This is a genomic window from Sphingomonas sp. Ag1 (assembly GCF_000980895.1).
In the GTDB taxonomy this organism is placed as follows: domain Bacteria; phylum Pseudomonadota; class Alphaproteobacteria; order Sphingomonadales; family Sphingomonadaceae; genus Sphingomonas; species Sphingomonas panaciterrae.
This window is the reverse complement of sequence record NZ_LAZX01000072.1, coordinates 1-24,124: the sequence shown is the minus strand read 5'-3', so window position 1 is coordinate 24,124 and position 24,124 is coordinate 1. Positions and strand designations below refer to the sequence as shown.

General features: G+C 63.6%; 28 protein-coding genes and 4 pseudogenes. 14 read left to right on the top strand and 18 right to left on the bottom strand.

Annotated elements, in window-relative coordinates:
* The first annotated feature begins 132 nt into the window (after positions 1-132).
* Both XM50_RS02405 and XM50_RS02400 read left to right on the top strand, forming a co-directional pair.
* Entirely contained in the window at positions 133-579 is a 447-nt protein-coding gene (locus tag XM50_RS02405; RefSeq protein ID WP_046407078.1) for a globin domain-containing protein, read from the top strand.
* Complete coding sequence (locus tag XM50_RS02400; RefSeq protein WP_046407076.1) at positions 576-908, top strand: DUF1971 domain-containing protein; 333 nt, start codon at positions 576-578, stop codon at positions 906-908. The genes XM50_RS02405 and XM50_RS02400 overlap by 4 nt, the downstream gene beginning before the upstream one ends.
* Positions 909-1,663: 755 nt before the next feature.
* On the opposite strand, the gene XM50_RS02395 is transcribed toward XM50_RS02400, so the two are convergent.
* The 4 genes from XM50_RS02395 to XM50_RS02380 all read right to left on the bottom strand — a co-directional run bounded on the left by XM50_RS02395 (position 1,664) and on the right by XM50_RS02380 (position 5,075).
* A complete protein-coding gene (locus tag XM50_RS02395; protein ID WP_046407074.1) occupies positions 1,664-2,197 on the bottom strand; it encodes a hypothetical protein in 534 nt (177 codons plus the stop codon).
* The gene (locus tag XM50_RS02390) at positions 2,194-2,634 is read right to left on the bottom strand and encodes a hypothetical protein (RefSeq protein WP_046407072.1); all 441 of its coding nucleotides are present in this window, start codon (positions 2,632-2,634) and stop codon (positions 2,194-2,196) included. Before XM50_RS02390 ends, XM50_RS02395 begins: the two co-directional genes overlap by 4 nt.
* A 122-nt stretch (positions 2,635-2,756) precedes the next feature.
* The gene (locus tag XM50_RS20675; protein WP_231621827.1) at positions 2,757-3,413 is read right to left on the bottom strand and encodes a DUF2442 domain-containing protein; all 657 of its coding nucleotides are present in this window, start codon (positions 3,411-3,413) and stop codon (positions 2,757-2,759) included.
* A 486-nt stretch (positions 3,414-3,899) separates the two neighbouring features.
* Positions 3,900-5,075, bottom strand: coding sequence for a zinc-dependent alcohol dehydrogenase (locus XM50_RS02380; RefSeq protein WP_046407070.1), 1,176 nt, complete (start codon positions 5,073-5,075; stop codon positions 3,900-3,902).
* Between the two features lie 263 nt (positions 5,076-5,338).
* Here XM50_RS02380 and XM50_RS21015 point away from each other — a divergent pair.
* The 5 genes and pseudogenes from XM50_RS21015 to XM50_RS02365 all read left to right on the top strand — a co-directional run.
* A pseudogene (locus XM50_RS21015) lies at positions 5,339-5,696 on the top strand (phosphoglycerate mutase family protein); the annotation flags it as partial.
* 1 nt (position 5,697) lies between these two features.
* Positions 5,698-5,953, top strand: a pseudogene (locus XM50_RS19405) (replication initiator protein A); the annotation flags it as partial.
* Positions 5,954-6,113: 160 nt separating this feature from the next.
* Entirely contained in the window at positions 6,114-6,419 is a 306-nt protein-coding gene (locus XM50_RS19915; RefSeq protein ID WP_046407067.1) for a hypothetical protein, read from the top strand.
* Positions 6,371-6,694, top strand: coding sequence for a hypothetical protein (locus XM50_RS02370; RefSeq protein WP_082102650.1), 324 nt, complete (start codon positions 6,371-6,373; stop codon positions 6,692-6,694). The genes XM50_RS19915 and XM50_RS02370 overlap by 49 nt, the downstream gene beginning before the upstream one ends.
* Positions 6,681-7,356 (top strand): annotated as a pseudogene (locus XM50_RS02365) (tyrosine-type recombinase/integrase); the annotation flags it as partial. The gene XM50_RS02370 and the pseudogene XM50_RS02365, both read left to right, overlap by 14 nt.
* Before the next feature lie 414 nt (positions 7,357-7,770).
* Here the strand turns inward: XM50_RS02365 and XM50_RS19910 are convergent.
* The 7 genes and pseudogenes from XM50_RS19910 to XM50_RS02335 form a co-directional block, all read right to left on the bottom strand.
* A pseudogene (locus XM50_RS19910) lies at positions 7,771-7,932 on the bottom strand (ATP-binding protein); the annotation flags it as partial.
* Between the two features lie 136 nt (positions 7,933-8,068).
* Complete coding sequence (locus tag XM50_RS02360; protein ID WP_046407064.1) at positions 8,069-8,392, bottom strand: helix-turn-helix domain-containing protein; 324 nt, start codon at positions 8,390-8,392, stop codon at positions 8,069-8,071.
* The gene (locus XM50_RS02355; RefSeq protein WP_231621824.1) at positions 8,376-8,765 is read right to left on the bottom strand and encodes a type II toxin-antitoxin system RelE/ParE family toxin; all 390 of its coding nucleotides are present in this window, start codon (positions 8,763-8,765) and stop codon (positions 8,376-8,378) included. Before XM50_RS02355 ends, XM50_RS02360 begins: the two co-directional genes overlap by 17 nt.
* A 156-nt stretch (positions 8,766-8,921) precedes the next feature.
* Complete coding sequence (arsH, locus tag XM50_RS02350) at positions 8,922-9,668, bottom strand: arsenical resistance protein ArsH (protein ID WP_046407060.1); 747 nt, start codon at positions 9,666-9,668, stop codon at positions 8,922-8,924.
* Positions 9,668-10,954: an arsenic transporter gene (locus XM50_RS02345; RefSeq protein ID WP_046407058.1), complete on the bottom strand. Its 1,287-nt coding sequence runs from the start codon at positions 10,952-10,954 to the stop codon at positions 9,668-9,670. Before XM50_RS02345 ends, arsH begins: the two co-directional genes overlap by 1 nt.
* A complete protein-coding gene (gene arsC, locus XM50_RS02340) occupies positions 10,954-11,382 on the bottom strand; it encodes an arsenate reductase (glutaredoxin) (RefSeq protein WP_046407099.1) in 429 nt (142 codons plus the stop codon). The genes XM50_RS02345 and arsC overlap by 1 nt, the downstream gene beginning before the upstream one ends.
* Before the next feature lie 11 nt (positions 11,383-11,393).
* The gene (locus XM50_RS02335) at positions 11,394-11,726 is read right to left on the bottom strand and encodes an ArsR/SmtB family transcription factor (protein ID WP_046407056.1); all 333 of its coding nucleotides are present in this window, start codon (positions 11,724-11,726) and stop codon (positions 11,394-11,396) included.
* Between the two features lie 172 nt (positions 11,727-11,898).
* Here XM50_RS02335 and parA point away from each other — a divergent pair, with 172 nt between their 5' ends.
* Positions 11,899-12,576: a ParA family partition ATPase gene (gene parA / locus XM50_RS02330; RefSeq protein ID WP_046407054.1), complete on the top strand. Its 678-nt coding sequence runs from the start codon at positions 11,899-11,901 to the stop codon at positions 12,574-12,576.
* A 1-nt stretch (position 12,577) separates the two neighbouring features.
* Complete coding sequence (locus XM50_RS02325) at positions 12,578-12,847, top strand: ribbon-helix-helix domain-containing protein (RefSeq protein WP_046407052.1); 270 nt, start codon at positions 12,578-12,580, stop codon at positions 12,845-12,847.
* Positions 12,848-13,274: 427 nt separating this feature from the next.
* Here XM50_RS02325 and XM50_RS02320 read toward each other — a convergent pair whose 3' ends face one another.
* The 5 genes from XM50_RS02320 to XM50_RS02300 all read right to left on the bottom strand — a co-directional run bounded on the left by XM50_RS02320 (position 13,275) and on the right by XM50_RS02300 (position 17,133).
* Positions 13,275-14,150, bottom strand: a complete 876-nt coding sequence (locus XM50_RS02320; RefSeq protein ID WP_052742377.1) for a replication initiation protein — start codon at positions 14,148-14,150, stop codon at positions 13,275-13,277.
* Positions 14,151-14,714: 564 nt separating this feature from the next.
* Complete coding sequence (locus XM50_RS02315; RefSeq protein WP_082102648.1) at positions 14,715-16,283, bottom strand: type IV secretory system conjugative DNA transfer family protein; 1,569 nt, start codon at positions 16,281-16,283, stop codon at positions 14,715-14,717.
* The gene (locus XM50_RS02310; RefSeq protein WP_046407050.1) at positions 16,283-16,567 is read right to left on the bottom strand and encodes a hypothetical protein; all 285 of its coding nucleotides are present in this window, start codon (positions 16,565-16,567) and stop codon (positions 16,283-16,285) included. Before XM50_RS02310 ends, XM50_RS02315 begins: the two co-directional genes overlap by 1 nt.
* Positions 16,548-16,790 (bottom strand): conjugal transfer protein TraD, encoded by a 243-nt coding sequence (locus XM50_RS02305; RefSeq protein ID WP_046407093.1) that lies wholly within the window; start codon positions 16,788-16,790, stop codon positions 16,548-16,550. The genes XM50_RS02310 and XM50_RS02305 overlap by 20 nt, the downstream gene beginning before the upstream one ends.
* 19 nt (positions 16,791-16,809) lie before the next feature.
* Positions 16,810-17,133, bottom strand: a complete 324-nt coding sequence (locus XM50_RS02300) for a conjugal transfer protein TraD (RefSeq protein WP_046407048.1) — start codon at positions 17,131-17,133, stop codon at positions 16,810-16,812.
* A 169-nt stretch (positions 17,134-17,302) separates the two neighbouring features.
* Here XM50_RS02300 and traA point away from each other — a divergent pair, with 169 nt between their 5' ends.
* The 4 genes from traA (at position 17,303) to XM50_RS02280 (ending at position 21,839) form a co-directional block, all read left to right on the top strand.
* Positions 17,303-20,215 carry a Ti-type conjugative transfer relaxase TraA gene (gene traA / locus XM50_RS02295; protein WP_046407091.1) on the top strand — a complete coding sequence of 971 codons (2,913 nt, stop codon included), beginning with the start codon at positions 17,303-17,305 and terminating at the stop codon, positions 20,213-20,215.
* Between the two features lie 33 nt (positions 20,216-20,248).
* A complete protein-coding gene (locus XM50_RS02290) occupies positions 20,249-20,950 on the top strand; it encodes a DUF6118 family protein (RefSeq protein WP_231621823.1) in 702 nt (233 codons plus the stop codon).
* Between the two features lie 349 nt (positions 20,951-21,299).
* Positions 21,300-21,614 (top strand): hypothetical protein, encoded by a 315-nt coding sequence (locus XM50_RS02285; RefSeq protein WP_046407046.1) that lies wholly within the window; start codon positions 21,300-21,302, stop codon positions 21,612-21,614.
* An 18-nt stretch (positions 21,615-21,632) separates the two neighbouring features.
* Positions 21,633-21,839 (top strand): hypothetical protein, encoded by a 207-nt coding sequence (locus XM50_RS02280; protein ID WP_046407044.1) that lies wholly within the window; start codon positions 21,633-21,635, stop codon positions 21,837-21,839.
* Positions 21,840-21,885: 46 nt separating this feature from the next.
* Here the strand turns inward: XM50_RS02280 and XM50_RS02275 are convergent, their stop codons facing one another.
* Both XM50_RS02275 and XM50_RS19065 read right to left on the bottom strand, forming a co-directional pair.
* The gene (locus tag XM50_RS02275; RefSeq protein ID WP_046407042.1) at positions 21,886-22,098 is read right to left on the bottom strand and encodes a hypothetical protein; all 213 of its coding nucleotides are present in this window, start codon (positions 22,096-22,098) and stop codon (positions 21,886-21,888) included.
* 34 nt (positions 22,099-22,132) lie between these two features.
* Positions 22,133-22,567 (bottom strand): hypothetical protein, encoded by a 435-nt coding sequence (locus XM50_RS19065; RefSeq protein ID WP_197075306.1) that lies wholly within the window; start codon positions 22,565-22,567, stop codon positions 22,133-22,135.
* Positions 22,568-22,785: 218 nt separating this feature from the next.
* On the opposite strand from XM50_RS19065, the gene XM50_RS02265 reads away from it, so the two are divergent.
* Positions 22,786-23,646: a hypothetical protein gene (locus tag XM50_RS02265; protein ID WP_197075304.1), complete on the top strand. Its 861-nt coding sequence runs from the start codon at positions 22,786-22,788 to the stop codon at positions 23,644-23,646.
* The last annotated feature ends 478 nt before the right edge of the window (positions 23,647-24,124 follow it).

The window sequence follows — 24,124 nt, the reverse complement described above, 5'->3', positions numbered from 1 at the left end:
CAGGACATTCGCGACTGGCGCGGCAACTCGTGATACATAAGGTCATCGGCAAAGGTGAGGATCGGTCCAGTCCGAAACCTGCCTCGCCCACCGAGCGTTTTTCGCTAAGCTTGCAATCCGGAGCCTCTCAGTATGTCAAAGCCACTCTCCCCCGAAACGATGGCGTTGGTCAAAGCGACGGCTCCGGCGCTCCAGCAGCATGGCGTGGATATCACCACGCGCATGTACCAGCGCTTGTTCGTCGATCCCGAGATCAAGGCTTTGTTCGACATGGCGGCTCACGAGTCCGGCGCTCAGCCGAAGCGGCTTGCCGCGGCGATCCTCGCCTTTGCGCAGAATGTCGATAAGCTGGACGCATTGAAGCCTGCGATCGAACGCATCGCCGCGCGCCATGTCGAGACCCATATCAAGTCCGAACACTATCCTGCGGTCGCCAACGCGCTCCTGCCGGCGATTCGTGACGTACTGGGCGAGGCTGCAACCGACGACATTCTGAACGCGTGGGGCGAGGCCTACTGGTTCCTGGCGGATATTCTCATCAACCGGGAGGTAGAGCTTTACGAAGCCGAGGAGGCATGAGCGCTGCCGCCACCAGCCTTCCAGAGGGGCTGGAATGCTACAAGCGAACGGACACCTTCACCCAAGACACGGTTCCCAAGGGACTGCTCAACGATCATTCGACCAAACCGGGAGTGTGGGGTCTCATCAAGGTGGAGAGCGGCAGCCTGAGCTACCGGGTGACGGATCCCCGGCGAGAGCCATTCGAGACGGTGCTCACGCCTGAAATGGAGCCAGGGATCGTCGAGCCCACCATTCTGCATCATATCGCACCGCTCGGCTCGGCCTGCTTCCATGTTGAGTTCTACCGGGCGCACCGGCAGGACACTATCGGTGGGAACGAGGGCTGAGCGTTACGCTGTGAATTTGGGAGAACGCCCTTCGTGACAAATTCCTTGGGTTTAGGGCCAAGGGTCCCCTCTATGGCATGATCGAACGTCAGCGCGAGCAGTCGGATCTAATCAAGCGCGCTTGGCCCGAGCCTTTCAGGAACTGACCCGACTCGTCCCACCGGGCGTTGCAGCGCTGCAAGCGGTGGAGAAGAGCGGTAATCTCAAGACCGCCATGCTGATGAAGACGCCTCGACGGACAGATCAGCGTGGTTCCCTTAGACAAGTAGCAGGTGCTCTCGCTCACTACGTCGTGAGCCGCCGTTTCGCAGCCCGAATGTGTCACGCAGCTAATCCGCGCAGACGGGAACCCGGCTCATCGTCATCCCGGCGCCCCCGAAACCCGGCGTAGCACGGTTGACCCAGCGTACCTTTTTGCAGTTCCGCTTTCCTGTGGCACGGGGCCGGGCAGTTGCTGAACCTTCTGATCCGCTCTTTGCTCTCGCTTGTCGATCGAGCCAGCGGTCAGCACTTCGCTGGCCGTCGTTCACGAGACGACGGCGATACTCCGCTTTGTTAGCCTTCCATGCAGCCTGACGTTCAGCAAGCGTAAGCGGCCGTTGCGCGGCGGCCGAGCCGATAGATGTTGGTTGCTGCGCCAGCGCAGACGTCGCCGTGCACAACAATGGCCCTGCAATCCCTGCCAGAACTATGTGCTTGATCATTCCTATCTCCACATGGCTCAGCCATTCAACGCCAAGTTCTGAGAAACCTTCCTACTCAATGGTTCTCTTCAGCTCGATATCGAAACCTCCGTCTTCCTGAGCTTGCAGTCGTAGTTGTCCAATAAGCGTGTTTCGGTCTTGGAACTCGCAGGTGGTCGCCGATTGAGGGTTTCGGCTGATCGAGCCTCCAGAGCGACGCACAACCTCTGCAACTTCGCCGCCGCAGCGAAGCACGGACACCCGGTAACGGCGATCCCGGTTGTCCAGCAGCAGGAAGAGCGCGTTGCCAGCACCTAGCACGGGGCCTTCAAGCTGAATGATATACCGATGATCCTTTGCATCCTGGTTCAGGCGCGCCACGATTGCTCGGACCGGCATCTGGGGACCATCCAATCGGAGAGAGCCGTCAGGCTGTCGTGAGATACCCACTATTTCGCCCGTTTCGGCCGTCTCGCCTTCTGCCTCAATCCTGTAGCGACCATCAGGAATGACGTTCACAGCGTCTGACGCGGTGAACCATGGCGCGCCCGTCCAACAGCCGGACAAGGGCAGCAACAACGCCGCAGCTACGAGGATGCGGTTCATCCTTCCTCGTCACCCTTCCATGCATCATGGTGGCAAGTGTCACCACCACCGGTTGAACCAATGATCGTTTTGGCGCGAAAGTCGTAGGTGTCGTGAAAGGCCTTGCGCCTCTTTTGACCGGCACGCTGCCAATATACCGTGCGAACGACGACATGACCGTTCCTCACATGGGTAGCGAAAGCGTCCTCTGGTCCTTTGTCGTCCTGGGTGCGGCTCAGGAACAGCATCTTTCCGGCGGTAGAGATCTTCACGATTTTCGTCCGCCCATGGCGGAGGAGGTCGTTACCCCGAACCTCGTAAAAACTCGCGTGAAGGCTGGGACTGCCGCCATCCATCTCGTGGCAATCCATCATTAGTTTCGGGCTTTGTGCACCGGCTGAAACAGCCGTCGAGCTTAGCAGGAGGATTGCCATGATGGCGATCAGACGTGACTGCATGGAATCTCCAGAGGGTAGCCTTGTCGATCGTATCGACCTAATAATGCCCAAGACTGCGACACACCTGCTAAGCGACTAAGCTACTAATATATTGAGCGCTCGAGTTGCTAGGCGCTGTTGGTTCATGAGGCTCTGGCAGCCATGGTTTTCCGAGGCCGTCCGCCCTTGCGGCCATTCTCGCGTGAAGCGGCAACCTTGGCGGCGGTGCGCGACCGTCCCCCTTCGGCACCGAGCTGGCGGGCCATCCATCGCTTCGATCCGAACACGCCCTGCAGGAGGGCGGGCACATAAAGGTCCGCGTCGAGCCTGGGCCAGTGCAGACCGAGCCCGGCGGGGCTGATCTCGATTTCGGCCAGGTTGTCGGGCGAGGCACCCGCCAACCCTTCCGCGAGCTGGGTCGGAAAGGTCAGTTCGACGCCGGTGTTGAGTGCTACGACCACCCGCGAACGCCGGCGATCATAGCGCGCCGATACGGCATGACCGGCCTCGCGCTGCGCCGCCATGCGCTTTTCCGCCTTCGCCAGATCGCGCTCAGTAATCGCCATGTATCGTCCTCCATTCCGCGCACAGGGCGGCGATCGCGGCCGCCAAGGCTCGGCGATGTAATTCAGGTCGGCCAGTCTGAACCCGTAGCTCTCGCGCAGCTCCGGCGGACCGCCGGGGCAATGCAGGTTGAACACCGCCTCACCGTCCGCGCCCTTTACATGGACGTGCGCCGGCCGATGATCGTTTGGCCAGATCACGACCCGCAGGCCGTCTATGCGCAGAACGGCAGGCATGGCCGATCCTACCAGAAACCCAAGCGCTAGGGAATAGTTACATGGCGGCGCGTCCCTGCGGGACCGCGCTCTATTTCGGCTCGCGCTCCGACCGAGCCGCCGTGCCGTCGTCTCGTACCTGCCGGGTGACGATCGCTCGCGTGGGCGGGCCTGCCCGCCAGATGGTCGCCGGCGATGCCGGCGAAGATACTCGCCAAGAGGAAAGTGGGGCGCTGCCCCCCTCTCCCAGCAACGGCAATCAGCCGGGCCGTGGCTCGGCTGTGCCTGCGCCCGCACCACCCCGGCAGATTCCCGCTGCCCCCTCACCCCCTGCTGTTCGCCACGAGGCAGGGCCGATGGCCGAGGCCATCGCCCCGAGGGCGATTTGAAGGGAGCAGGACATGGAGCAGGACAATCGCGAAAGCTGGCTGAACCGGGTGGCGGCCGGCATAGCACCGCTGTTTAACCAATCGGTCCCACTCGGTGGGGACAGAACAGATCCGCACGTCAGCCGTGCGGGCGCATGACCACCTTAATGACGCCTGCCTCCTTGTCCCGAAACCTGGCGTACATTTCCGGCGCGTCCTCGAGGCTTGCCGGGTGGGTAATCACGAAACTGGGATCGATTGCACCGGTTACGATCTTCTCCAGCAACGGCTTGGTGTAGCGCTGGACGTGGGTCTGACCGAGCTTGATCGTCAGTCCCTTGTTCATTGCCGCCCCGAGTGGCAGCTTGTCGGCCATGCCGACATATACGCCAGGGACGGACACCGTGCCTCCCTTGCGACAATTCATGATGGCTTGGCGCAGCACATGCACCCGATCAGTGGCGAGCATCATGCTCGCCTTAACCTTGTCCATCACCGCATCGGCCGCGCCATGAGCTGAGGCCTCGCAGCCGACCGCATCTATGCAGCTGTCCGGGCCACGTCCCTTGGTCCGCGCCTGCAACTCGTCATAGACATCGGTCTCGGCGAAGTTGATCGTCTCGGCGCCGCCCGCCTCGGCCATGGCGAGCCGCTCGGGCACCTCGTCGATCGCGATCACTCGGCCCGCGCCCATCATCAGGGCCGAGCGGATGGCGAACTGGCCGACCGGTCCGCAGCCCCAGACCGCGACGGTGTCGCCGGGCTCGATCTGTGCGTTCTCGGCGGCCATGTAGCCGGTCGGAAATATGTCGGACAGAAACAGCGCCTGCTCGTCCGTGACGTTGTCGGGGATCTTGATCGGACCAAAGTCGGCCATCGGCACGCGCAGATATTCCGCCTGACCGCCGCAGTAGCCGCCCAGCATGTGGCTGAAGCCGAACAGCCCTGCGGGCGAATGGCCCATCGCCTTGGCTGCCATCTCGGCGTTCGGATTCGTCCGGTCGCAAGCGGCGAACAGGCCTTTCTTGCAGAACCAGCAATCGCCGCAGCTGATCGTGAAGGGTACGACGACACGGTCGCCGATCTTCAGGTTCGTCACCTCGGAGCCAAGCGCCACGACCTCGCCCATATTTTCGTGGCCGAGGATGTCACCTGCCTCCATCGTAGGCTGGTATCCATCGAGCAGGTGAAGGTCGGAACCGCAAATGGCGCATGCCGTGACCTTGATGATGGCATCGCGCGGGTGCTTGATTTCGGGATCCGCGACGGTGTCGACGCGAACGTCGCCCTTACCGTGCCAGCATAGTGCGCGCATAATTCTCTCCATCACACGGCTGATCCAACCGTCGGGAACTAGTCCGAAGGCCTCAACGCGCTTGGCCGTGGTCGGATCCCGCCTTCTTGGACAGTTTGGCGGCTGAGTTAAGCTAAACCCGGTTGTCGTTTATGCCGCCTGCTTGATCATCAGATCATGGGGGGCATGCCCCCCATGATCTGATAGCCCGTTCCGTCGATAGGCCTCGGCCGGCGTTCTGCCAGCAAGGCTCGAGTGCGGACGCTGGGTGTTGTAATAGGTAATCTATCGAGCTGACCGAGCTGGGATGGCGTCAGGTGCGGGAGGTAGCGCGGGCTTGGACCGAGACGCCCAGCCTGATCGTGACCTCTCCCTATCTTCGCACCCGGCAGACGGCCCAAGCGACGATCCAGCGCTTTCCGACCGTCCCGGTGGAGGTGTGGCCGATTGAGGAGTTTCTATCTCCACCCCTCCCGGCGGAACGGCACACGCAGCAGCGAGCGAATGCCCCATCTGGAGCGCTACTGGACCGACGCCGATCCCGCCTATTGCGACGGCGAGGGTACGGAAAGCTTCGGGGCATTGCTTCGCCGTGCCGAAGCGGCGCTTGCGCGCCTCGCCACCCTGCCCTCCCCCGGCCTCGCCGCTCAAGGATCAGCGGGAGACGATGGAGCGGCCGTTCTTCTCGCTTCAGAAGCGCAAGCGGGTGAAGCCGATCGAATATAGCAGTCCGGACGACGAAAACGTGGGTCAAGATCGAGGCGATCCCGGCATACGGTATCGCGACGATATGGGACGCCGATATTCTCATATGGGCCGCCTCGACACTCAACCGGATGCGGGAGCAGGGGGTCAACGATCTTCCGCGGACGCTTAGAACCACGTCCTATGACCTGCTGAGTCAGGCAGCCGTATTCGCAGTCTAGATCGAACTTAAATTGTCGTGGGCACGCGCATGTCATGCTGTCGATGCGCGAGGTGGGTTCGGCAAGAAGAACCGCGACTGGAACAGCAATGAGCATCTGAAGAGCTGGCGTGAGGCATGGGCGGCTCATGTGAATGAGCGCATGGCCGAGCTGGGATTGGAAGGTCAGCCGCGATCTTCTCGCCGTTCTCGCGCGCGATCCGCAGATGATCGTCCGCGCGTTCGGCATCCTCACCGCGGTCGAGGCGGCGCATGCCCGCCGACCCGATCTTGTGCTGCGGCTCAAGCTCGATGCCCTGGTCGGCATAGGAGCGATGGTCGACCCGACCCGCGCATTGCGCTCGACGGGATCACGCGGCAGCAATCGACCTTCACCACCCGTGACCTGGCGATGTTCGTCCACCGGCACAGCGATGGCAAGGAGCAGTTCGACCGGGTGATGGCGGCGGTGCGCGCCAGTCCCGAGCTGGTGGCGCTGGGCAAGGACGGGCGGGACCAGGACCGCTTCACGTCCCGCGACATGATCGCGACTGAGGCGCGGCTTGAGCGGGCGGGGGACGAGCTTGCCAGGCAGCGGATGCACGGGCTCCCGACGTCTGTGGTGGCAGAAAGGGAGTTCTTCGCCGGGAGCCCCGGTCTGGTGCTCAGTGAGGAGCAGCAGGCCGCTTTCGAGAAAGTAACAGGACCGGAAGGACTGGCAAGCGTCATCGGCTAAGCAGCGGCTCGCAGGCGTGCGTCATCTGTTCGATTGGCTGGTCACAGGCCAAGTCTTGCCGATGAACCCGGCCGCGTCCGTGCGGGGGCCGACGCACAGCGTCCGGCGCGGCAAGACACCAGTGCTGGCCCCCGAAGAGGCACGGCGACTACTGGACGCGATCGGGCGCTGATCGGGCTGATGGTCTATTCGTTCGCACGGATCGGCGCGACGCTGGCGATGCGCGTGGAGGACGTGTTCGTGCAGAATCGGCGCCTCTGGGTGCGGCTGCACGAGAAAGGTGGCAAACGCCACGAAATGCCGTGTCACCATAATCTGGAGGAATATCTGGCCGCCTATCTCGATGGATGTGAGCTGCGCGAGGATAGGAAGGGGTCACTTTTCCGTACGATTGCACGTGGGACTAAGCGATTAAGCGATACCCCCCTCCCCCAGGCCAATGCCTTTCAGATGGTGCGCCGACGTGCGGCTGCGGCTGGCATCGAGACGGCGATCGGCAACCACTCTTTCCACGCGACCGGGATCACTGCCTATCTGAAAAATGGCGGACGCTGGAGCGCGCCGCAACGATGGCGAACCATGCCTCCACGCGCACTACCCAGCTCTATGATCGCCGCCCAGACGACGTGACGCTGGACGAGGTGGAGCGCGTGCTAATCTAGGCGACGCTATGCACGTGGCCGCAGTTATTGCTCTTGATAATCTTGAAGGTGTTGGCGGTCACTGCGGAAATATCCGCCTTCGATGTAGCCCACCAGCCACGATGCTGAAACTTGCCCTCCCTGCGTGTACGCGGATTTGTTTCTGGTAGAATCCACGGCGCTCAGCAGGCCAATCAGCTCCTCACCAGTGACCCCGGGATTGGCTTCAGCGACCGTGTATATCTTCCCAAAAATGCTTGTCCGAGAAAGCGGTTCTCTCGGGCCTGTCAATCGGCGTCCAAAAGGGACCCCCTTCGTCGAGCAGTGTGACGGGTATGACGAGCGCGCCGTTCGCGCTGGTTGTGGCGTAGGGCGGGCGTAGCCCGACCGGAGGCGCAACCAGCGCGAAGCGTTCTCTGCGAGGTGCCCCAGGCGTCAGCTGCGGTGCTTGAAGCGCCAGCTGTCGTTGCCGGTCTCGACGATGTCGCAGTGGTGGGTAATGCGGTCGAGCAGCGCGGTGGTCATCTTGGGGTCGCCGAAGACGGTCGGCCACTCGCCAAAGGCGAGGTTCGTCGTGACGATGACCGAGGTGCGCTCGAACGGCGTGCCTAAGCCACCAAACTTTGGTTCCCCGTCCGCAGCAGGTAAACGTAATGCGAACCACCACCAGAGACGGCGATGAGAGGGGCCAAATCGGCACGATCCCTTATCAGCTGGGCGCTCATAACCTGCCCTACGCCAGAATTTGCAGCCCATGCTTCTGGACGATCGACAGAAGCTTGAGCGCCGCCCCACTGGGCTTTTTCGCGCCTGTTTCCCACTTCTCAACCGTGCTTTCGCTGGTGTTGAGATAGCGGGCGAACACCGGTTGGCTCACCTTGTTGGTTTCGCGGAGCTGCTTGATGTCAGCAGGCGCGATGACCGGTGGCACGGCCAAACAGGATTCGTCGAAGTCACGCATGGTAGCCTTGTCGATCGTGCCGACCCGATACATGCCCGAGGCGGCGCTGTGGATCGCCTCAAACGCATCGCTCTTGAACTTACGCGTTGCCGTCATTGCATATCTCCACCAATTCCTTTGCCGTCAGCTCCCGCTCAATCTCGTCGTCTGTCTTTCGATCATAAAGCTCGGCGAGCTGGCGGAATGCCTTCAACTCAGGATCATCTATGTTGGCCCGATCCTTCTTCGCGAAGAGATAGGTATAAACCCAGTGGCGCCGTCCCTTGGCGAGGATGATGCTCCGGTGCCGGTTCTTATTCAGGCGCTTCTTGAACACGCCCCCGCCAAGATCGTCAGCCTGACCCTTCATCACCTCCTGGATGGCCTCGCACAGCTCATCATCCTTGATGAGCGCCTTACGTGCCGCCTTTGCAAACCAAGCGGTCTTGAAGGTCCGCACGGTTTCAACAGCATCGTTCATAAGGAACATGTAGCACTCAGTGCTATGGCTGACAAGGGAGGTATGGCAGTGCCCATCCCACTGCATGGCGCTGTCGATCTAGCTCGCTCTGCGTCCTAAAGCTCGCACACAGTCTTAGCCTGTCGGCTAAGGAGTTGGTGCGAAACTCAGGACTTTGGCGACGGGTTACCGCTGTGGCGCAACCGCGATGCTCGACAGATCGGTTGCCGCATCAACGGGCATGCCGGATTGCTTGCGTTCGGAGTAGCGATCGACCAGCTGGGCGGCATGGGGTCGCATCAGCACGGTGAAGCGCACCAGCTCCTCCATCACGTCCACGATACGATCGTAATAGCTCGACGGCTTCATGCGACCGGCTTCATCGAACTCCTGGTAGGCCATCGCCACCGAGGACTGGTTCGGGATGGTGAACATCCGCATCCAACGGCCGAGCAGGCGCAGCGTGTTGACCGCGTTGAACGACTGCGACCCGCCGGACACCTGCATCACGGCCAGCGTCCGTCCCTGGGCCGGGCGCATGCCTTTCATCTCCAGCGGCAGATGATCGATCTGCGCCTTCATGACGCCGGTGATCTGGCCGTGCCGCTCCGGACTGCACCATACCTGGCCCTCTGACCACAGCGCCAGCTCGCGAAGCTCGTGGACCGCGGGATGATCGTCGCCCGCTATCTGATCGGGCAGCGGCAGCGTCGAGGGATCGAAGATGCGTGTCTCGGCATCAAACAGGCGCAGCAGGCGGGCGGCCTCCTCGACCGCGAAACGAGAGAACGACCGCTCGCGCAGTGATCCGTAGAGCAGCAGGATGCGCGGCGCGGGGTCAGTCGGGCCGAGGCCCAGCGCCGGGCGCTCGCGGACGAACGCCGGATCGAGCGCCGGCAGATGGTCAGGTTCGGACAAGTCGCGGAGAGGCATCAGGCAATCCCAATTCGCAGCGCGAGGGCCGCAAGCGTGATGAGCAGGACGGGGACGGTAAGCGTCACCCCGACGCGGAAGTAATAGCCCCAGCCGATCCGCACGCCCTTCTGGCCAAGGACGTGGAGCCATAGCAGCGTCGCGAGCGACCCGATCGGTGTCAGCTTGGGGCCAAGGTCGCAGCCGATCACATTGGCGTAGATCATCGCTTCCTTGATCGCGCCCGTAGCATTGGTGGCGTCGATCGACAGCGCGCCCACCAGCACGGTCGGCATGTTGTTCATCACCGACGACAGGGCAGCCGCGATCACGCCGGTGCCAAGCGCCGCGCCCCACACACCACCTTGCGCGGTGCGATCGAGCAGCGCGGCCAGGTCGTCCGTAAGGCCCGCATTTCGCAGGCCATAGACGACGAGGTACATGCCCAACGAGAAGATCACGACCTGCCACGGCGCACCGCGCAGCACCTTGCCAGTCTGGATTACATGGCCCCGCCCTGCGATCACCAGCAGCAGGATCGCACCGGCAGCAGCGACGGCACTGACCGGTACGCCGAGCGGTTCGAGCAGGAAGAAGCCGGCGAGCAGCAGCGCCAGAACGATCCACCCAGCCCGAAAGGTCGCGGCGTCGCGGATCGCTTCGCCGGGTTGCCGGAGCTGCCCCACGTCATAGGTGCCCGGTATGTCCCGCCGGAAGAACAGCAGCAGCGCGCCCAGCGTGGCGACGATCGACACCAGATCGACCGGCACCATCACGGACGCATATTCGCCGAAGCCGATCCCGAAGAAGTCGGCCGACACGATGTTGACGAGGTTGGAGACGACCAGCGGCAGGCTGGCGGTGTCAGCGATGAAGCCGGCCGCCATGACGAAGGCGAGCATCGCCTTGGGTCCGTATCCCAGCGCCCGCAGCATGGCGATGACGATGGGCGTCAGGATCAGCGCCGCACCGTCATTGGCGAATAGTGCGGACACCGCAGCGCCAAGCAGGACGACGAGCGCGAACAGCAGTTTGCCGTTGCCCCTGCCCCAGCGAGCGACATGAAGCGCCGCCCATTCGAAGAATCCGGCTTCATCGAGCAGCAGGCTGATGACGATGATCGCCACGAACGCACCCGTCGCGTTCCAGACGATGTCCCACACCACGGGCACGTCCGACAGCGAGACGACCCCCACCAGCAGCGCCACGACAGCGCCGCCCATCGCGCTCCACCCGATGCCCAGCCCCTTGGGTTGCCAGATGACGAGCGTGATCGTGGCGACGAAGATCAGGACGGCGAGCAGCATCAGCCGAGGGGCTGGCCCGACGCGTCCACCACCTGTTCGCCGTCCTCCTTCGCGAAGGCGCCGAGTTGGGGGGGCGGCAGCAGATCAAGCACCGCCTCGGAGGGGCGGCAGAGCTTCACGCCCAAGGGCGAGACGACGAGTGGCCGATTGATGAGGATCGGATGCGCCATCATCGCATCCACCAGCGCCTCATCGGACAACGAGGCGTCGTTCAGGCCCAGCTCCGCAAAAGGGGTGCCCTTCTCGCGCAGCATATCGCGCGGCGTCATGCCGGCGCGGTCGATCAGTTCGACCAGCAACGCGCGCGAAGGCGGGGTTTTCAGATACTCGACGACGTGCGGCTTGATGCCGGCATTGCGGATCAGGCCGAGGGCGTTGCGCGACGTGCCGCACTCGGGATTGTGATAGATGACGATATCGACGGCCACGGCGCGTCCTTTCAGCAGCACGGGGTGAGTTCGGCGACAAGAGGCGCGCACAGCTCAGGCGAGCCGGCACAGCAATCCTTGATCAGGAACAGCGTCAGCGCCCGCAGCCCGCCCAGATCGGCGCGGTAGATGATTGAGCGGCTCTGCCGTTCGGAGCGCACAAGGCCGGCACGCGCAAGGATGCCGAGATGTGCAGACATGGTGTTTTGCGGCACATCGAGTTGGCGGGCGATTTCGCCGGCAGCCATGCCATCTGGTTCATGGCGCACCAGCAGCTTGAAGGTATCCAGGCGAGTGCCTTGTGCAAGCGCCCCCAAGGCTGAGATGGCCGAATCGATATCCATATATCTAGGATGGCAGATATATTCCCGGCGTGAAAGCCGGGACTGTTGCGACGTTCGGACGTCAGGATCTGCGCGACAAGCCATGAGCTGGGTCGTTCACATGTGGGATTGCTATCCTGACCACATGTCCTCTACCCATCATGTTCACACGCGAACACGTTCAGGTGGCTACATGAAGACCATATCTATTATCAGCCAGAAGGGCGGAGCGGGTAAGACCACGCTTGCCATCCACCTTGCCGGCGCTGCCACCAGTGCGGGTCTGTCTGCGCTGATTCTCGACGCGGACCCGCAAGCGACCGCCAGCCAGTGGAATCACTGGCGAGGAGGCGCGGACCCTGAGGTCGTGGACTGTGCCTCCCCTACCCTCCTTCCGCGCAAGGTGCAGCAAGCGGCCGATCTAGGCGCGGACCTGGTCATTATCGACACGCCCCCACACGCGGACATTATGGCGCGCGAGGCGTGCAAGGCCGCGGACCTGATCCTCATTCCGTGCCGTCCCCAGGCCTTCGACTTGTCAGCGGTCGAAACGACGGCCGAGCTGGTGAAGGCAGCAGGCAAGCCGGCCTTCGTGCTCTTCATGGGCGGCCCTCAGCGTGCACCAACTACTTACCGGGACGCGCGCGAGTTGATCGAAGGCAGTGAAGGCGTTGAGGGCATGGGCGTGCCGGTCGCGCCCGTCATGCTTACTATGCGCGCGATCTATCACCACAGCACGGCGCAAGGGAAAACCGCGATGGAGGCGGAGCCGGACGGCAAGGCGGCGGAGGAGATTGCGGCGCTATGGACGTGGACACGAGAACGTGTGAACCTGTCCACAGGTAAGAAGAGCAGGAAGAAGCGAGGCTGACATGAGCAAATTTGGTGCCATGAGGCAGCAGCGCGCAGAACGCGCGAAGGTCGAGCCGAGCGCCTTGGTTCCTCCCATCGATGACGCGGCGCCGGTGCGATCGGCAGCGCGGCAGGGAAAGAAGGCGGTGAGCGCATACTTCAGCCCGGAGGTCAGCCGGGGCCTAAACGTGCTAGCGGCGGAGAACGGAACTACCCTCCAGGCCTTGATGGGCGAGGCGATCGACCTCCTGATGCGCCAGTACGGCAAGCACCCGTTCGGGGAACGGTGACGCAGCTCCGAAAGAGGAGAGGTGAAACATCTATGGGTGAGCCGCTGCCTCCCGGCGAGCGTCTGCCGGGCCGCATGGCGCATTATGTTCGCGGTCACGCCCGGCAGCGCACTAGTGCGCGCATCAAAGGCCCTATCCTGACGGCGCTTAATGCAGGCAGCCGTGTCGAGATCCTGATCACGACCCCTGGACACAGCGTGGAACGGGCTTCCGGTGCTGACCGCGCCAGGATTGGAAGCGGGGTTGATCCGAATGATCCGGCCGGATTGGAACATGCAAGGGCTGGGTGAGTGACCGTCATTTGAGGGGACACCCAGATCGCGGTCAGCCCATGTGTTAACGTGTGAACATGTTATCAGGACAGCGCGTGAACACGACCACCTGTAAACTTGGTCGAAAGCCTATCGGTGAGTTTTAGGGTAGCGGCTCACCTTTCGGCTGGGACGCTAAAATCCACGAGCACCGGCAGCTCGGCTGCCAGCCCGCGCATCTTGGCGCGACGGACGACGCTGTGCTGGTCGATCAGGCTTTGCGCGTCCCGCTTCCCGCTGGAGGTTTTCGGGAACCAGTGGAGCGCGATCCGCTCGACCTTGCGGCCCTTTTTGATGGGGGTGAAATCGACGTAAAAGGGGCAGAGCTTGTTGATCTCCTCTACCGCTACCTTGAGGCAGTATTTATTGAGATCGGCGAACCGCTCCAGCTTGCCAGCGGGCACGTTGAGCAGCCCGCGCAGCTCCTCAATCGTAAATTCCTCTGTCTGCTTGTATTCGAGGCCGATCCGCCGCTCGATCATCTCGTAGAGACAGAGGGCGTATTTTGACTCGAAGCAATACATCACCTGCGTTTTGAGACGGGCATACACCTCGCTGTTCCGCAGGATTTCGATCAGTTCCTCAGGGATGCGGTAATGGAGGAAGCCGTCCTTCTCCAAGCTTTCGTCGCTCGGGCCGAGGAGCTGTACACGGCGCTTGTAGCTCTTGCCGCTCTTGCGGATGGTGACGATCGCGATCGTGCCCATCAGGCGGAGCAGGGAGGCCTCAATCCGCTCGTTACCCTGATGCGTGCCTTTCAGCGCCGATTTGGCAATCCGATGGACGATCGGTTCGCCGATCCGCTCCCAGGCATTGGCGATCAGCAGATTGTAGGTGCGGCGATCGGCAAGGGTGAGGGGACTTAGCTCGACAATGTCGACCAGCTCGCCCGGCTTTACGATCTCGCCGTAATGAGAGGGATTGAAGGGGTTGCCCTTGCCTCGCTGAGTTAGGGTGCGGAACGATCCATCTGCAAGCGCGGGTTGGGGCATGGGCGTGTCTCAAAGGTGAGTGATAGCTATTGCTGCGCTCACCTTAACATGAAAAGTGAGGTGGACAATCCACTCGGCTCGCCGATCTACGGTGAGGAGATACCCGAAAACTCACCGTCGAATTTCTAGATACCCTAAGGCTCACCAGAATCGACCCGAACGCTCACCTTAATACGCCCCAAGGCTCACCGTTGATTACCCCAAGGCTCACGCGAATCGGCCCGAACCCTCACCATTAGAGCTAATTTCCGCCAGTTTTCCGCGGGTTTCGAGCATCTGAATCTTGAATCTAGAAGAATAATTGAATCAGAAGGCCACAGTGAGCTTTGGGGTAGGCTGCCCTGTGCACAAAGGGCAGAAAGATGCGGAATTGGCCTATCGGCCAATGCGGTTTCGATCCGTGCCGGCTATCGCCGCCACCAGAGCGGCCTATCGGCCGCAGGGCTTCCGGGAGAAGCCAGGCAAAACCGGCGGTTTGTGCCTTCAGCGTTCCGCCGGCGGAAAGGGTGGTGAGGCGCTACCCCAAAACTCACCGTTCGATTTTCCATGAACGGGTGTGTGCGATCACGCCGGATCGAACAGGCCGGCAAACTCGCGCTGGTCATAGTAGCGAACCTTGCTGGCCCAGAGCGGGCGTTCGCCCTGGCGCAGCAGCAGGAGGGTGTCGGCCGGCATCCGCATGATTTCGTCGGGCGTGACGAGCCGCCGCGTCGTGACATGCGTGCTGACGCTTTCCGAGGGGCCGGCGCGATTGTCACCCCAGCCAGTGCCCCGCGACGTGCCGAGGGTCGCATATTCCAGCGTCGTGTCGCCAATCGTGCGCGAGAGCATGTCGGCGGTGGCATGATCGTTGACCCCGAACGTCTGGATCACGCCGGCATTGGACAGGAACGTGCCGGCGCGCTCGCCGTAGAGCGCGCGCAGCTGGTGCATGTCCTGGAGGATCGGCCAGAGCTGGAGGCCATAGCCCGCCATCAGCCCCATCGCGCGCTCCACCGGCTCCAGTCGGCCGAGCGCGGCGAACTCATCGAGCAGGAACAGCACAGGGCTTGTCGGCCGGGCAGGGGACCGCGCCATGTCGGTGACGGCCTGGGCGACCAGCAGCCGCAGCCAGCGCGCATAGGTCTCGAGCCGGTCGGGCGGCAGGCACAGGAACACGGTGCCGGGTCGCTCCTTCAGGTCCGCGAACCGGAAATCGGACGTGGACGTGCTTTCGACCAGGCGCGGGCTGTCGAGAAAGTGGGTGTGGCGCTGCGCCGAGGACAGCACGCCGGCGGCCTCGCGATCGGATTTGCCGAGCTGGCGGTTGGCGGCGCGTGCGATCAGGCCATGCGCGCCGCTGCTGGCCTGCATGTCCGCCAGCAGTGCGGCAATGCCGGCGGGATCGCGCGTGAGCTTGTCGCGCACCGTGGCGAGCGTCACTTGGGACACGGGCTCGTGGACGACGGTGTGCAGGATCACGCCGGCGATCAGCGCCTTGGCTTCCTCGTTCCAGTGCGCCTCGCCCGATTGCCCCGGCGCGTCGTGGACCAGCGCGTCCGCGATTGTCTGCGCATCTTCCGCGAGGTCCGGGCTTGCCGGGTCGAGCTGCGCCAGCGGGTTGTAGCGGGCCGCAGGACGCCCGGAGACGCCGAAGGGGTCCAAGCACCACACAAGGCCCTTCCTGGCCCTTGCACGGGCCGTGACGCGGGCATTCTCGCCTTTTGGGTCTATGCAGACCACGGAGCGGTCGAGCAGCAGCAGGTTGGGGATGATCGTGCCGACGCCCTTGCCCGAGCGGGTGGGTGCGATCGTTAGCAGGTGCGCCGCGCCGTCATAGTGGAGCAGCTTGCCGGACTCCTTGGCACGGCCGATCAGGAGATCCCCATTCGTCTCCAGCTTGCGCAAGTCGGCCCGATCGCCGAAGCGGGCCGAGCCCAGTAGCTCGTTCCGGCGGTTGGCGGCGCGGCTGTTGATCCACCAGGTCGCGCCGATCAGTCCGACCAGGACCAGGAACGACACCGTGCCGGAAATCTGCCCGACGCCGAAGATGCCTTCCAGCCACCGCGCCGTCGCATAGGCCGCGACGAACGAAACGACGATCGCGAGCCGCCAGCTGATCGGCCGACGCCCACCGATGAGCGGCCCCGCCATCAGCTCGCCCGTTCCAGGGGCGTGATCGGAAGTGCCGGATCGGCATCGGGATGGTCGAGCAGCTTGAGGATGATTTGCGTGGCGAGGGGAGGGGGCACGGCCTCGTCGCGCAGCATATCGAACAGCGCCTCGTCGTCCGCGCTCAGCGCCATGCCCTCAATCGCGAGGTTGGCGCGCGATTCAGCATCGGCTTCGCGCCATTCCGCCACGTCAGCCAACGTGCCGCGTTCGAAATCCAGTGCGCGGACTTCCCGGCGGATCGCCTCAATATCCAGGACCGCCATCGCCTTTCTCCATCGCTTCGCTTTCCGTGTCGAACGCACGTTTGCCGCGCCGCTTCCAGAGCGCGAGCGTGTCGCCACGATCGTCACCGCGAGCGCGGCCGACCAGCTCCAGCAGCGCGCCGTAGATCGTGGCGCGATCGTCGTCGGCGAGTTCGACCAGGCCGGCTTTCTGGACGAGGCCGCCCAGCTCGATCAGGTGGCGGGTGCGCTCGCGGCGTTGCACGACCCAGGCTCGCGTATCGTTACGACGCCGCGCCGCTTCCAGGCGCTGGATCATCGCCCGGTTGCGCGTTCCCGCTATCGCCGTTGCCGCCAGCAGTCCGGCCACCTTTGCGCCCGCGCCGTTGAAAGAAAGCGGAGCCCTTCGCGCGCCACGCCTCCTTCACTTCCGCGTTCTGCGAGGCGACGGCATCGAGCAGCACGCCGGCGAGCGTTTCCATGTCGAGCGCATCGGCCCCGGTGGCGGTGACGAGCTGGCCTAGCTGCTCGATGCGACGCGCCTTGATCGCCTTGGCGCGGCTCTCCAGCGCCTTCAGCTCCGCGTCATAGTCGCGCACCTTGCGCATGGTGCTCTCTCCTTCCGCGTCAGGTTCACCGCAGCCTAGCAAACAGGAACGAGCAGGCAACCCATAACGGAAACGCACGGCAGTCAATCAGCGGGAGCGAAGCGAGTGGTGAGTGCGCGCTTATACGTCGTTGTCGACGTGCGCTAAGAAGTGCATCATGGTAGTCGCGATGGCGATCTACCATTTCAGCGCCAAGGTCATCAGCCGCGCGAAGGGCTCCAGTGCCGTCGCGTCCGCTGCCTATCGTTCGGCGTCGCGGCTGTTCGACGAGAAGCTGAACCGCCATCACGACTTCTCGAACAAGGCCGGCGTCATCCACTCCGAGGTGATGTTACCGGACGGCGCGCCAGAGCGTTTAAACGACCGCACCGCGCTCTGGAACGAGGTGGAGGCAGGCGAGAAGCGCAAGGACGCGCAGCTTGCCCGCGAGGTGGAGTTCTCGATCCCGCGCGAGATGAACGAGAAACAAGGCGTCGCGCTCGCCCGTGATTTCGTCGCCGAGCAGTTCGTGAAGCGCGGGATGGTCGCCGACCTCAACGTGCATTGGGACAAGGCGGACGACGGCAGTCCGAAGCCGCACGCGCATGTCATGCTGTCGATGCGCGACGTGGGACCGGACGGGTTCGGGCAGAAGAACCGCGACTGGAACGGCACCGAGCTGCTTAAGGAATGGCGCGAGGCGTGGGCGGCCCATGTCAACTTGGCGATGGCCGAGCTGGGACTGGAGGGGCGGATCGACCATCGCTCCTATGCCGATCAGGGGATCGCACTGGAGCCGCAGCACAAGATCGGGCCGGCGGGAATGCGCCGCCTCGATCGTGGCGAGGACGCCGAGCGCGCCGACGATCACCGGCGGATCGCGCGCGAGAACGGCGACAAGATCGCGGCCGATCCGCGCATCGCGCTGGACGGCATTACCCGGCAGCAATCGACCTTCACCACCCGCGACCTGGCGGTGTTCGCGTTCCGTCATTCGGATGGCAAGGAGCAGTTCGACCGGGTGATGGCGGCGGTGCGCGCCAACCCCGAGCTGATTGCGCTGGGGAAGGACGGGCGCGACCAGGAACGGTTCACCTCCCGCGACATGATCGCGACCGAAGTGCGGTTGGAGAAGGCCGGCGACGAGCTGGCGCGCCGCGGCGATCATGGTGTGTCCGATCGGCAGCGGGATGCCGCGATCGGGGCGGCCGAGGGCAGGGGGCTTGTCCTGTCCGGCGAGCAGCGCGACGCCTTCGACCATATCACCGGACGCGACGGACTGGCGTCGGTCGTCGGCTATGCCGGCACCGGCAAGTCGGCGATGCTGGGCGTCGCGCGCGAGGCATGGGAGCGCGAAGGCTACCGGTTGCGCGGTGCGGCACTGTCGGGGATCGCGGCCGAGAATCTGGAGGGCGGATCGGGGATCGCGTCGCGCACGATCGCCAGCCTGGAGCATGGCTGGGCGCAGGGGCGTGACCAGCTCGGGCCGAAGGACGTGCTGGTCGTCGACGAGGCGGGGATGATCGGCACCCGCCAGATGGAGCGGGTGCTGTCCCATGCCCGTGACGCCGGCGCGAAGGTCGTGTTGGTGGGCGATCCTGAGCAGTTGCAGGCGATCGAGGCGGGCGCGGCGTTCCGGTCGATCGCCGAGCGTCACGGTGCGGCCGAGATCACCGAGGTTCGCCGGCAGCGTGAGGGCTGGCAACGGGATGCCACGCGGGCGCTGGCGACCGGCCGCACAAGCGAGGCGCTGGCCGCCTATGCCGCGCACGGGATGGTTCACGCGGCGGACACGCGCGAGGCGGCGCGGGCCGAGCTGGTCGACGGATGGGATCGTCAGCGCCAAGCCGAACCGGACAAGACCCGCATCATCCTCACCCACACCAACGCCGAGGTCCGCGAGCTGAACGGGGAAGCGCGCGACCGGCTGCGCGCGAGCGGTGAGCTGGGCGAGGACGTGGCGTTCGCGGCCGACCGTGGTGCCCGTGACTTCGCGGCCGGCGACCGGCTGATGTTCCTGCGCAACGAGCGGTCGCTGGGGGTGAAGAACGGCACGCTGGGCACGATCGCGCACGTCACGCCGGAGGGCATGACTGTCCGCCTCGATGGCGGGCGCGAAGTGACGTTCGCGGCGAAGGAATATGCCCATGTCGATCATGGCTATGCGGCGACCATCCATAAATCGCAGGGCGTGACGGTCGATCGCGCGCATGTGCTGGCGACGCCGGGGATGGACCGGCATGGTGCCTATGTCGCCTTGTCCCGGCACCGCGAGGGCGTGCAGCTCCACTATGGCCGCGACGACTTCACCGATCAGCGCCAGCTCGCCCGCGTCCTATCGCGTGACCGCGCCAAGGACATGGCCGGCGACTATGCCGCGCCGTCCGACAATGACTGGGCACGCGCCTTCGCCGAGCGGCGTGAGATCCGGTTCGCGGAAGTCGCGCGAGAGATCGCCGCCAAGGTGCGCGACAAGGCCAAGGGCATATTCGACGGCTTCCGACCCCGGGCACCGGAGAAGGCGTCCGCGCCGGAACGGGAGCCCGCGACCGGCGGCAAGCCGGACCAAGCCAAGGCAATCGAACGCTATGCGCGCGCCACGGCCGATATACGCCGGATGCGCGCCAAGGGCCTGCCGGTTCTACCCCATCAGGAGAGCGCGTTGCGCAAGGCCGGCGAGGTGCTGGACGCGAACCGGCCCCATGCCGCGCGCGACCTTGCTTCCGCGCTCAGGCGCGATCCCAGGCTGGTCGAGCAGGCCGCCGGCGGCAACACCGGCGGAGCGGTGCGCGCGATGGCCGAGGAACAGCGCGTGCGGCTCGACCCGGAGGCGCGTGCCGGAAGGTTCGTGGAAGCATGGAAGGCGATGCAGCGCGATCGTGCCGCCCTGGAGCGGGTCGGCGACCGCGCCGGCGCGGAGCGTATGCGCGGCAACATGGCGAAGGTCGCCGGCGCGATCGGGCGCGATCCGCAGCTGGAATCCGCGCTGCGCCGCCGCGCGCCCGAGCTGGCGCTGAAACTGGAGAAGGACCGCGCGGTTGGTGACGCGCTGGCGAAGTCGTTGGGGCCGGATCGCGAGCGTGACCGGGGACTGAGCCGATAGAAGGCGTGCTTTCGGGTGCGTGAGGGAGACAGGATGAGCGAGGACGAGCACGAACCCGAGACAGCCCAGGAAGCCTTTGCACGGGTGGAGGGTGAACTGGCATTGCTACGCCGCGTCGCCGAGCGGATGGCGAGCGAGCGCGCCGAACTCCCGGAGCTGCCCGACTATAGCGAGACGCTGGCAGGCATGGTGCAGAAGATCGACGCCACCTTGGAGCGCGTCGACGCGCTGGCGGCGGCGGTCAGGGACGGAGCGAGCCCGCGCTATGTCGTTGACCGGATCGTGGCGGGGGAGGGCGGCGCCCGCGCCGAGGACCGGCGAATGATCGCAACCGCAGCCGCAGAGCTGAAGGACGCAATCCGCGTGCTCCAGGGTGTCGCCGCATCGGCGCGACGCGACGACGAGCAGAACCGCTGGTTGATGTGGACCGCGATCGGCGGAGTGGTGCTCGGCATGGTGCTTTGGGCGGCTTTCGCTGGCGTTGTCGCGCGCGCCGTGCCGGCGAGTTGGCAATGGCCGGAGAAGATGGCAGCGCGCACGCTCGCCATGCAGATGTGGGAAGGCGGGCAGCGAATGATGGAGGCAGCCTCGCCCGGCGCGCTCACTGCCTTGGCGGCAGGTGACCGGATCGTTGCCGCCAACCGTGAGGTGCTGGAGGCGTGCCGGAAGCGTGCGAACCGGGAGCGCGAGACGGTTCGATGCACCGTCAGCATCGGCTCTGAGCGAGAAAAGTAGCTTGTGGGGGCAAACGTCGCAACGGGGCGTTTCGTCAGGGTTGTCGGGACCGATATCGATCCAGGTTGATTCTCCGGGCTTGTGTCAGCTCTTCGGGAGAAAGAATGCCTGTCGTACAATGGTGTTTGGGGCTGCCCCACCAGGGAACCGTCGCCGCAACCGAAGGTGGAATTTGGCAGTTGGATGTACGGCATAGCGGCTATTGGCGCTGGACGTGGAGAGTGTCCCATTCGGATCACCAGGATTCAAGGTCGGGTTCGGCCTCTTCTGCGGGGATGGCAATGAAATGCGCGGAAAGTGTCTTGGAGGAGTTGGAGAAGCGGCTGATCGGCAGTGAGTGGAGTCCGCAGTGCTGAGAAGTATTCTGTCGCTACTGCTGGCGCTGGCGATCACGATCGCAACCGCCTGGATCAATCCGCCCACGGACGAGCGAACGATGTACGGCCATGAAGGCCCGGTGGAGCAAAATTGGCTGCCTCGCGAAGTGGCAGGCTGGCCTGCCCCCTATCTGGCTGACAATCCGAACACCTCGGTTATTCATAACGTCGGAGTCGAGGACAATTTTCGCGCGGGTTCGTTCATCGCCACGCTGAGTTTCTGGTTTATCATCGTCTCGGCCCTGAGACGGTTTGGACGTTGGATCAGACGCAAGATGCAGCGTTAAGGTCCGGAGGAGGATGTGATGGGGTATTTCGCCAAATACGACACACCGGCCGATCTTCTCGCTGACAAGGACCTGAGCACCGGCGAGAAGATCGAACTGCTTGAATCGTGGCGAGACGACAAGGAAGCCTACATGCGCGCTGCTGGAGAGGGCATGCAGGGTCCTAGTCGATCAGATGCACTGCGTCTCATCGAGAACGCGCTGATTTCCCTACGCGGCGAATAGCCTAGGTAGAGCGTTCGAGCCCTTGTGGCAGGTGCCTTGGTAAGTTCTAGCGGAGGCTATTGCGTTCACTCTGGCGGCTGATCCACCACGGCATGTCGCCGACGAGCATACCGGGGTGCTCCGCTAACTCGGACAATGCCACCTCAAGGTGCGCAATCACCTGGCTCAGTAGCATAGCGGCTTCCGTACCTTCCATCTCGGCGCAAGCCTTGGACAGGTTCGCAATATCGGCAGCGAGTGCTTCTAGGTCGTTGAGCATGACATGTCCGAAAACCGGCAGTTAAAAAGGGCGTCTACTCGTTCCCGTCTTCCAACGGGAGAGTAGGTTCGCTGGCTTTGGTCTCTATGGTTTCGGACGGCGGCAGGAACGCGCTGCCCTTCTGCGCACGACCGCGTGCCACCTCGACTATGCGATCGACAATGCGGTCTGCATCGCGCCACTTCATCACCAGCTTGCCTGGGTCCATACCGTAGTCCGCCACCACATCGCGCAACTGCTCGATATCCAATTTCGCTAGCGCCTCGCGCAGTTCGGACTCGCCGTTTCGGGCGAGTTGCACTGGATCGAGCATGGCAGGGGTCCGCCGGTTGCTCGGACGCTTGTGTTCGGCCGGCTTGGTCTGCCGCTTCCGCTCGACGGGAGCTTTAACCGGCTTCTCGTCAGCGGCGAGAGCCTTTGCGAGACGTTCCTGAAAGGCAGGGTTGGCTTCCGCTTCGGAGATCGCCATCCATAATCCGCGGCACAGTTGGCGACGATCAGCCATCCACGTCGACACCGAGCGTCGCCGACAACTTTCGATGCGATCGTTGGCCTGCTAGAGGCTGACTGTCAGGATCGGTAGACAGAACAGGTAACAATATGCTCCCCTTCGAACGGCTTCTGGTCGCGGCAGCGATACTGGTTCTGGCATCTTGTGAGCGAACCCCGGTTCAGGATCAACACGACGTGACCAGCGCTCAGCACGCGGCTGAGGCGTCCGCCATGGGCGAACGGCACGCGGAGCCGGACGTTGCCTGGGCATCGCTTGACCCGAAGGTTGGTCAATATCCGTCGCAGATCGGTCTTTTTACAAAAAGCGCGGTCGTCGATGATCTCCGCGCCTTGCTGGGGGAAGCGAGGTTGCAGACCTTGCGGCAGAATTTCGAGACGGCTTCACCGCTCCAGCGCGATGGAACGGTGCTGTTCACCTCGGGAAACCGGGCGCATGAGGGAGGGTCTGAGGCTGCCTATCTCCTGCTCGACCAGGCGCACAAAGCAGTCGAAGTCGGACTTTGGACTAATGGCGCTCTGTCGGTCTACAAGACACCGGGATCGCACATCCGCAAACCTGCCGACATTCGAACAATGATCGCGAACAGCGCTGCGCCGATATCGACTGCCCCTTCGCCGATGGAGACGCCGCTCGCGCGCAAGGCGATCAAGACGCTCTTCGAAGGCGATCACGTGACCTACGAGGCGGCCTTTGTCGACCTGGACGGAGATGGCAAGCAGGACATCGTCGCCTATGCGTCTGGCCCTGAATATTGCGGCAGCGGTGGATGTTCGATGGGCATCCTAAGGGCGACAGGGAAGGGCTACGATACTATTGGGCGTACGACTGTCACCCAGTTGCCGATCAGATTATTGTCTTCGCGAAGTCACGGCCTGCACGATCTGGGCGTAGCAGTGTCCGGTGGTGGCGCGTCGGGGCATGCAGTTCGGCTGCGCTTCGACGGCCGACGCTACCCCTCAAACCCCACAACACTGCCGGATAGCGCAACAATGAGCACTGAGGCAGGCCATGTTCTGATACCGTCGGCTCGGTAGAAATGGTACGGGCATGCTATACGGAGGCTTTCGCTCGCTGGTCCCCTATATGGTTTGATCGCATGGCTGTTGCGCTCAGCTGCTCAGCTCACAATCTGACTGACGCCAAGGGAGCAACCAGGGTCCACACGGCCCCTGTCGCGGGGAAGTCGAGCTTCGCGATCCCCTGCAGGCTGCGGCCTACAGCTGTGCAGATCAGCCGAGTTCCAAATCCCTGGCGTTCAGGCGTTGCGATGGGCGGGCCGCCACGCTCAATCCACTGAAGCAGCAGCTCCGCATTGTTGCCTGACTCACGCACTCGCCAGCATATTTCGACGGTACCTGTCTCATTCTAGAGCGCCCCGTATTTGATCGCATTGGTCGCCAGTTCGTGAAAGGCGAGCGTCAGCGTCATTGCGGCCCTCGGACCGATCCTGACCGTTTCGCCCACAAAACTGAGCCGCTCGGTGTAAAAGGAGGTAAGCGTGGCGTGAGGACC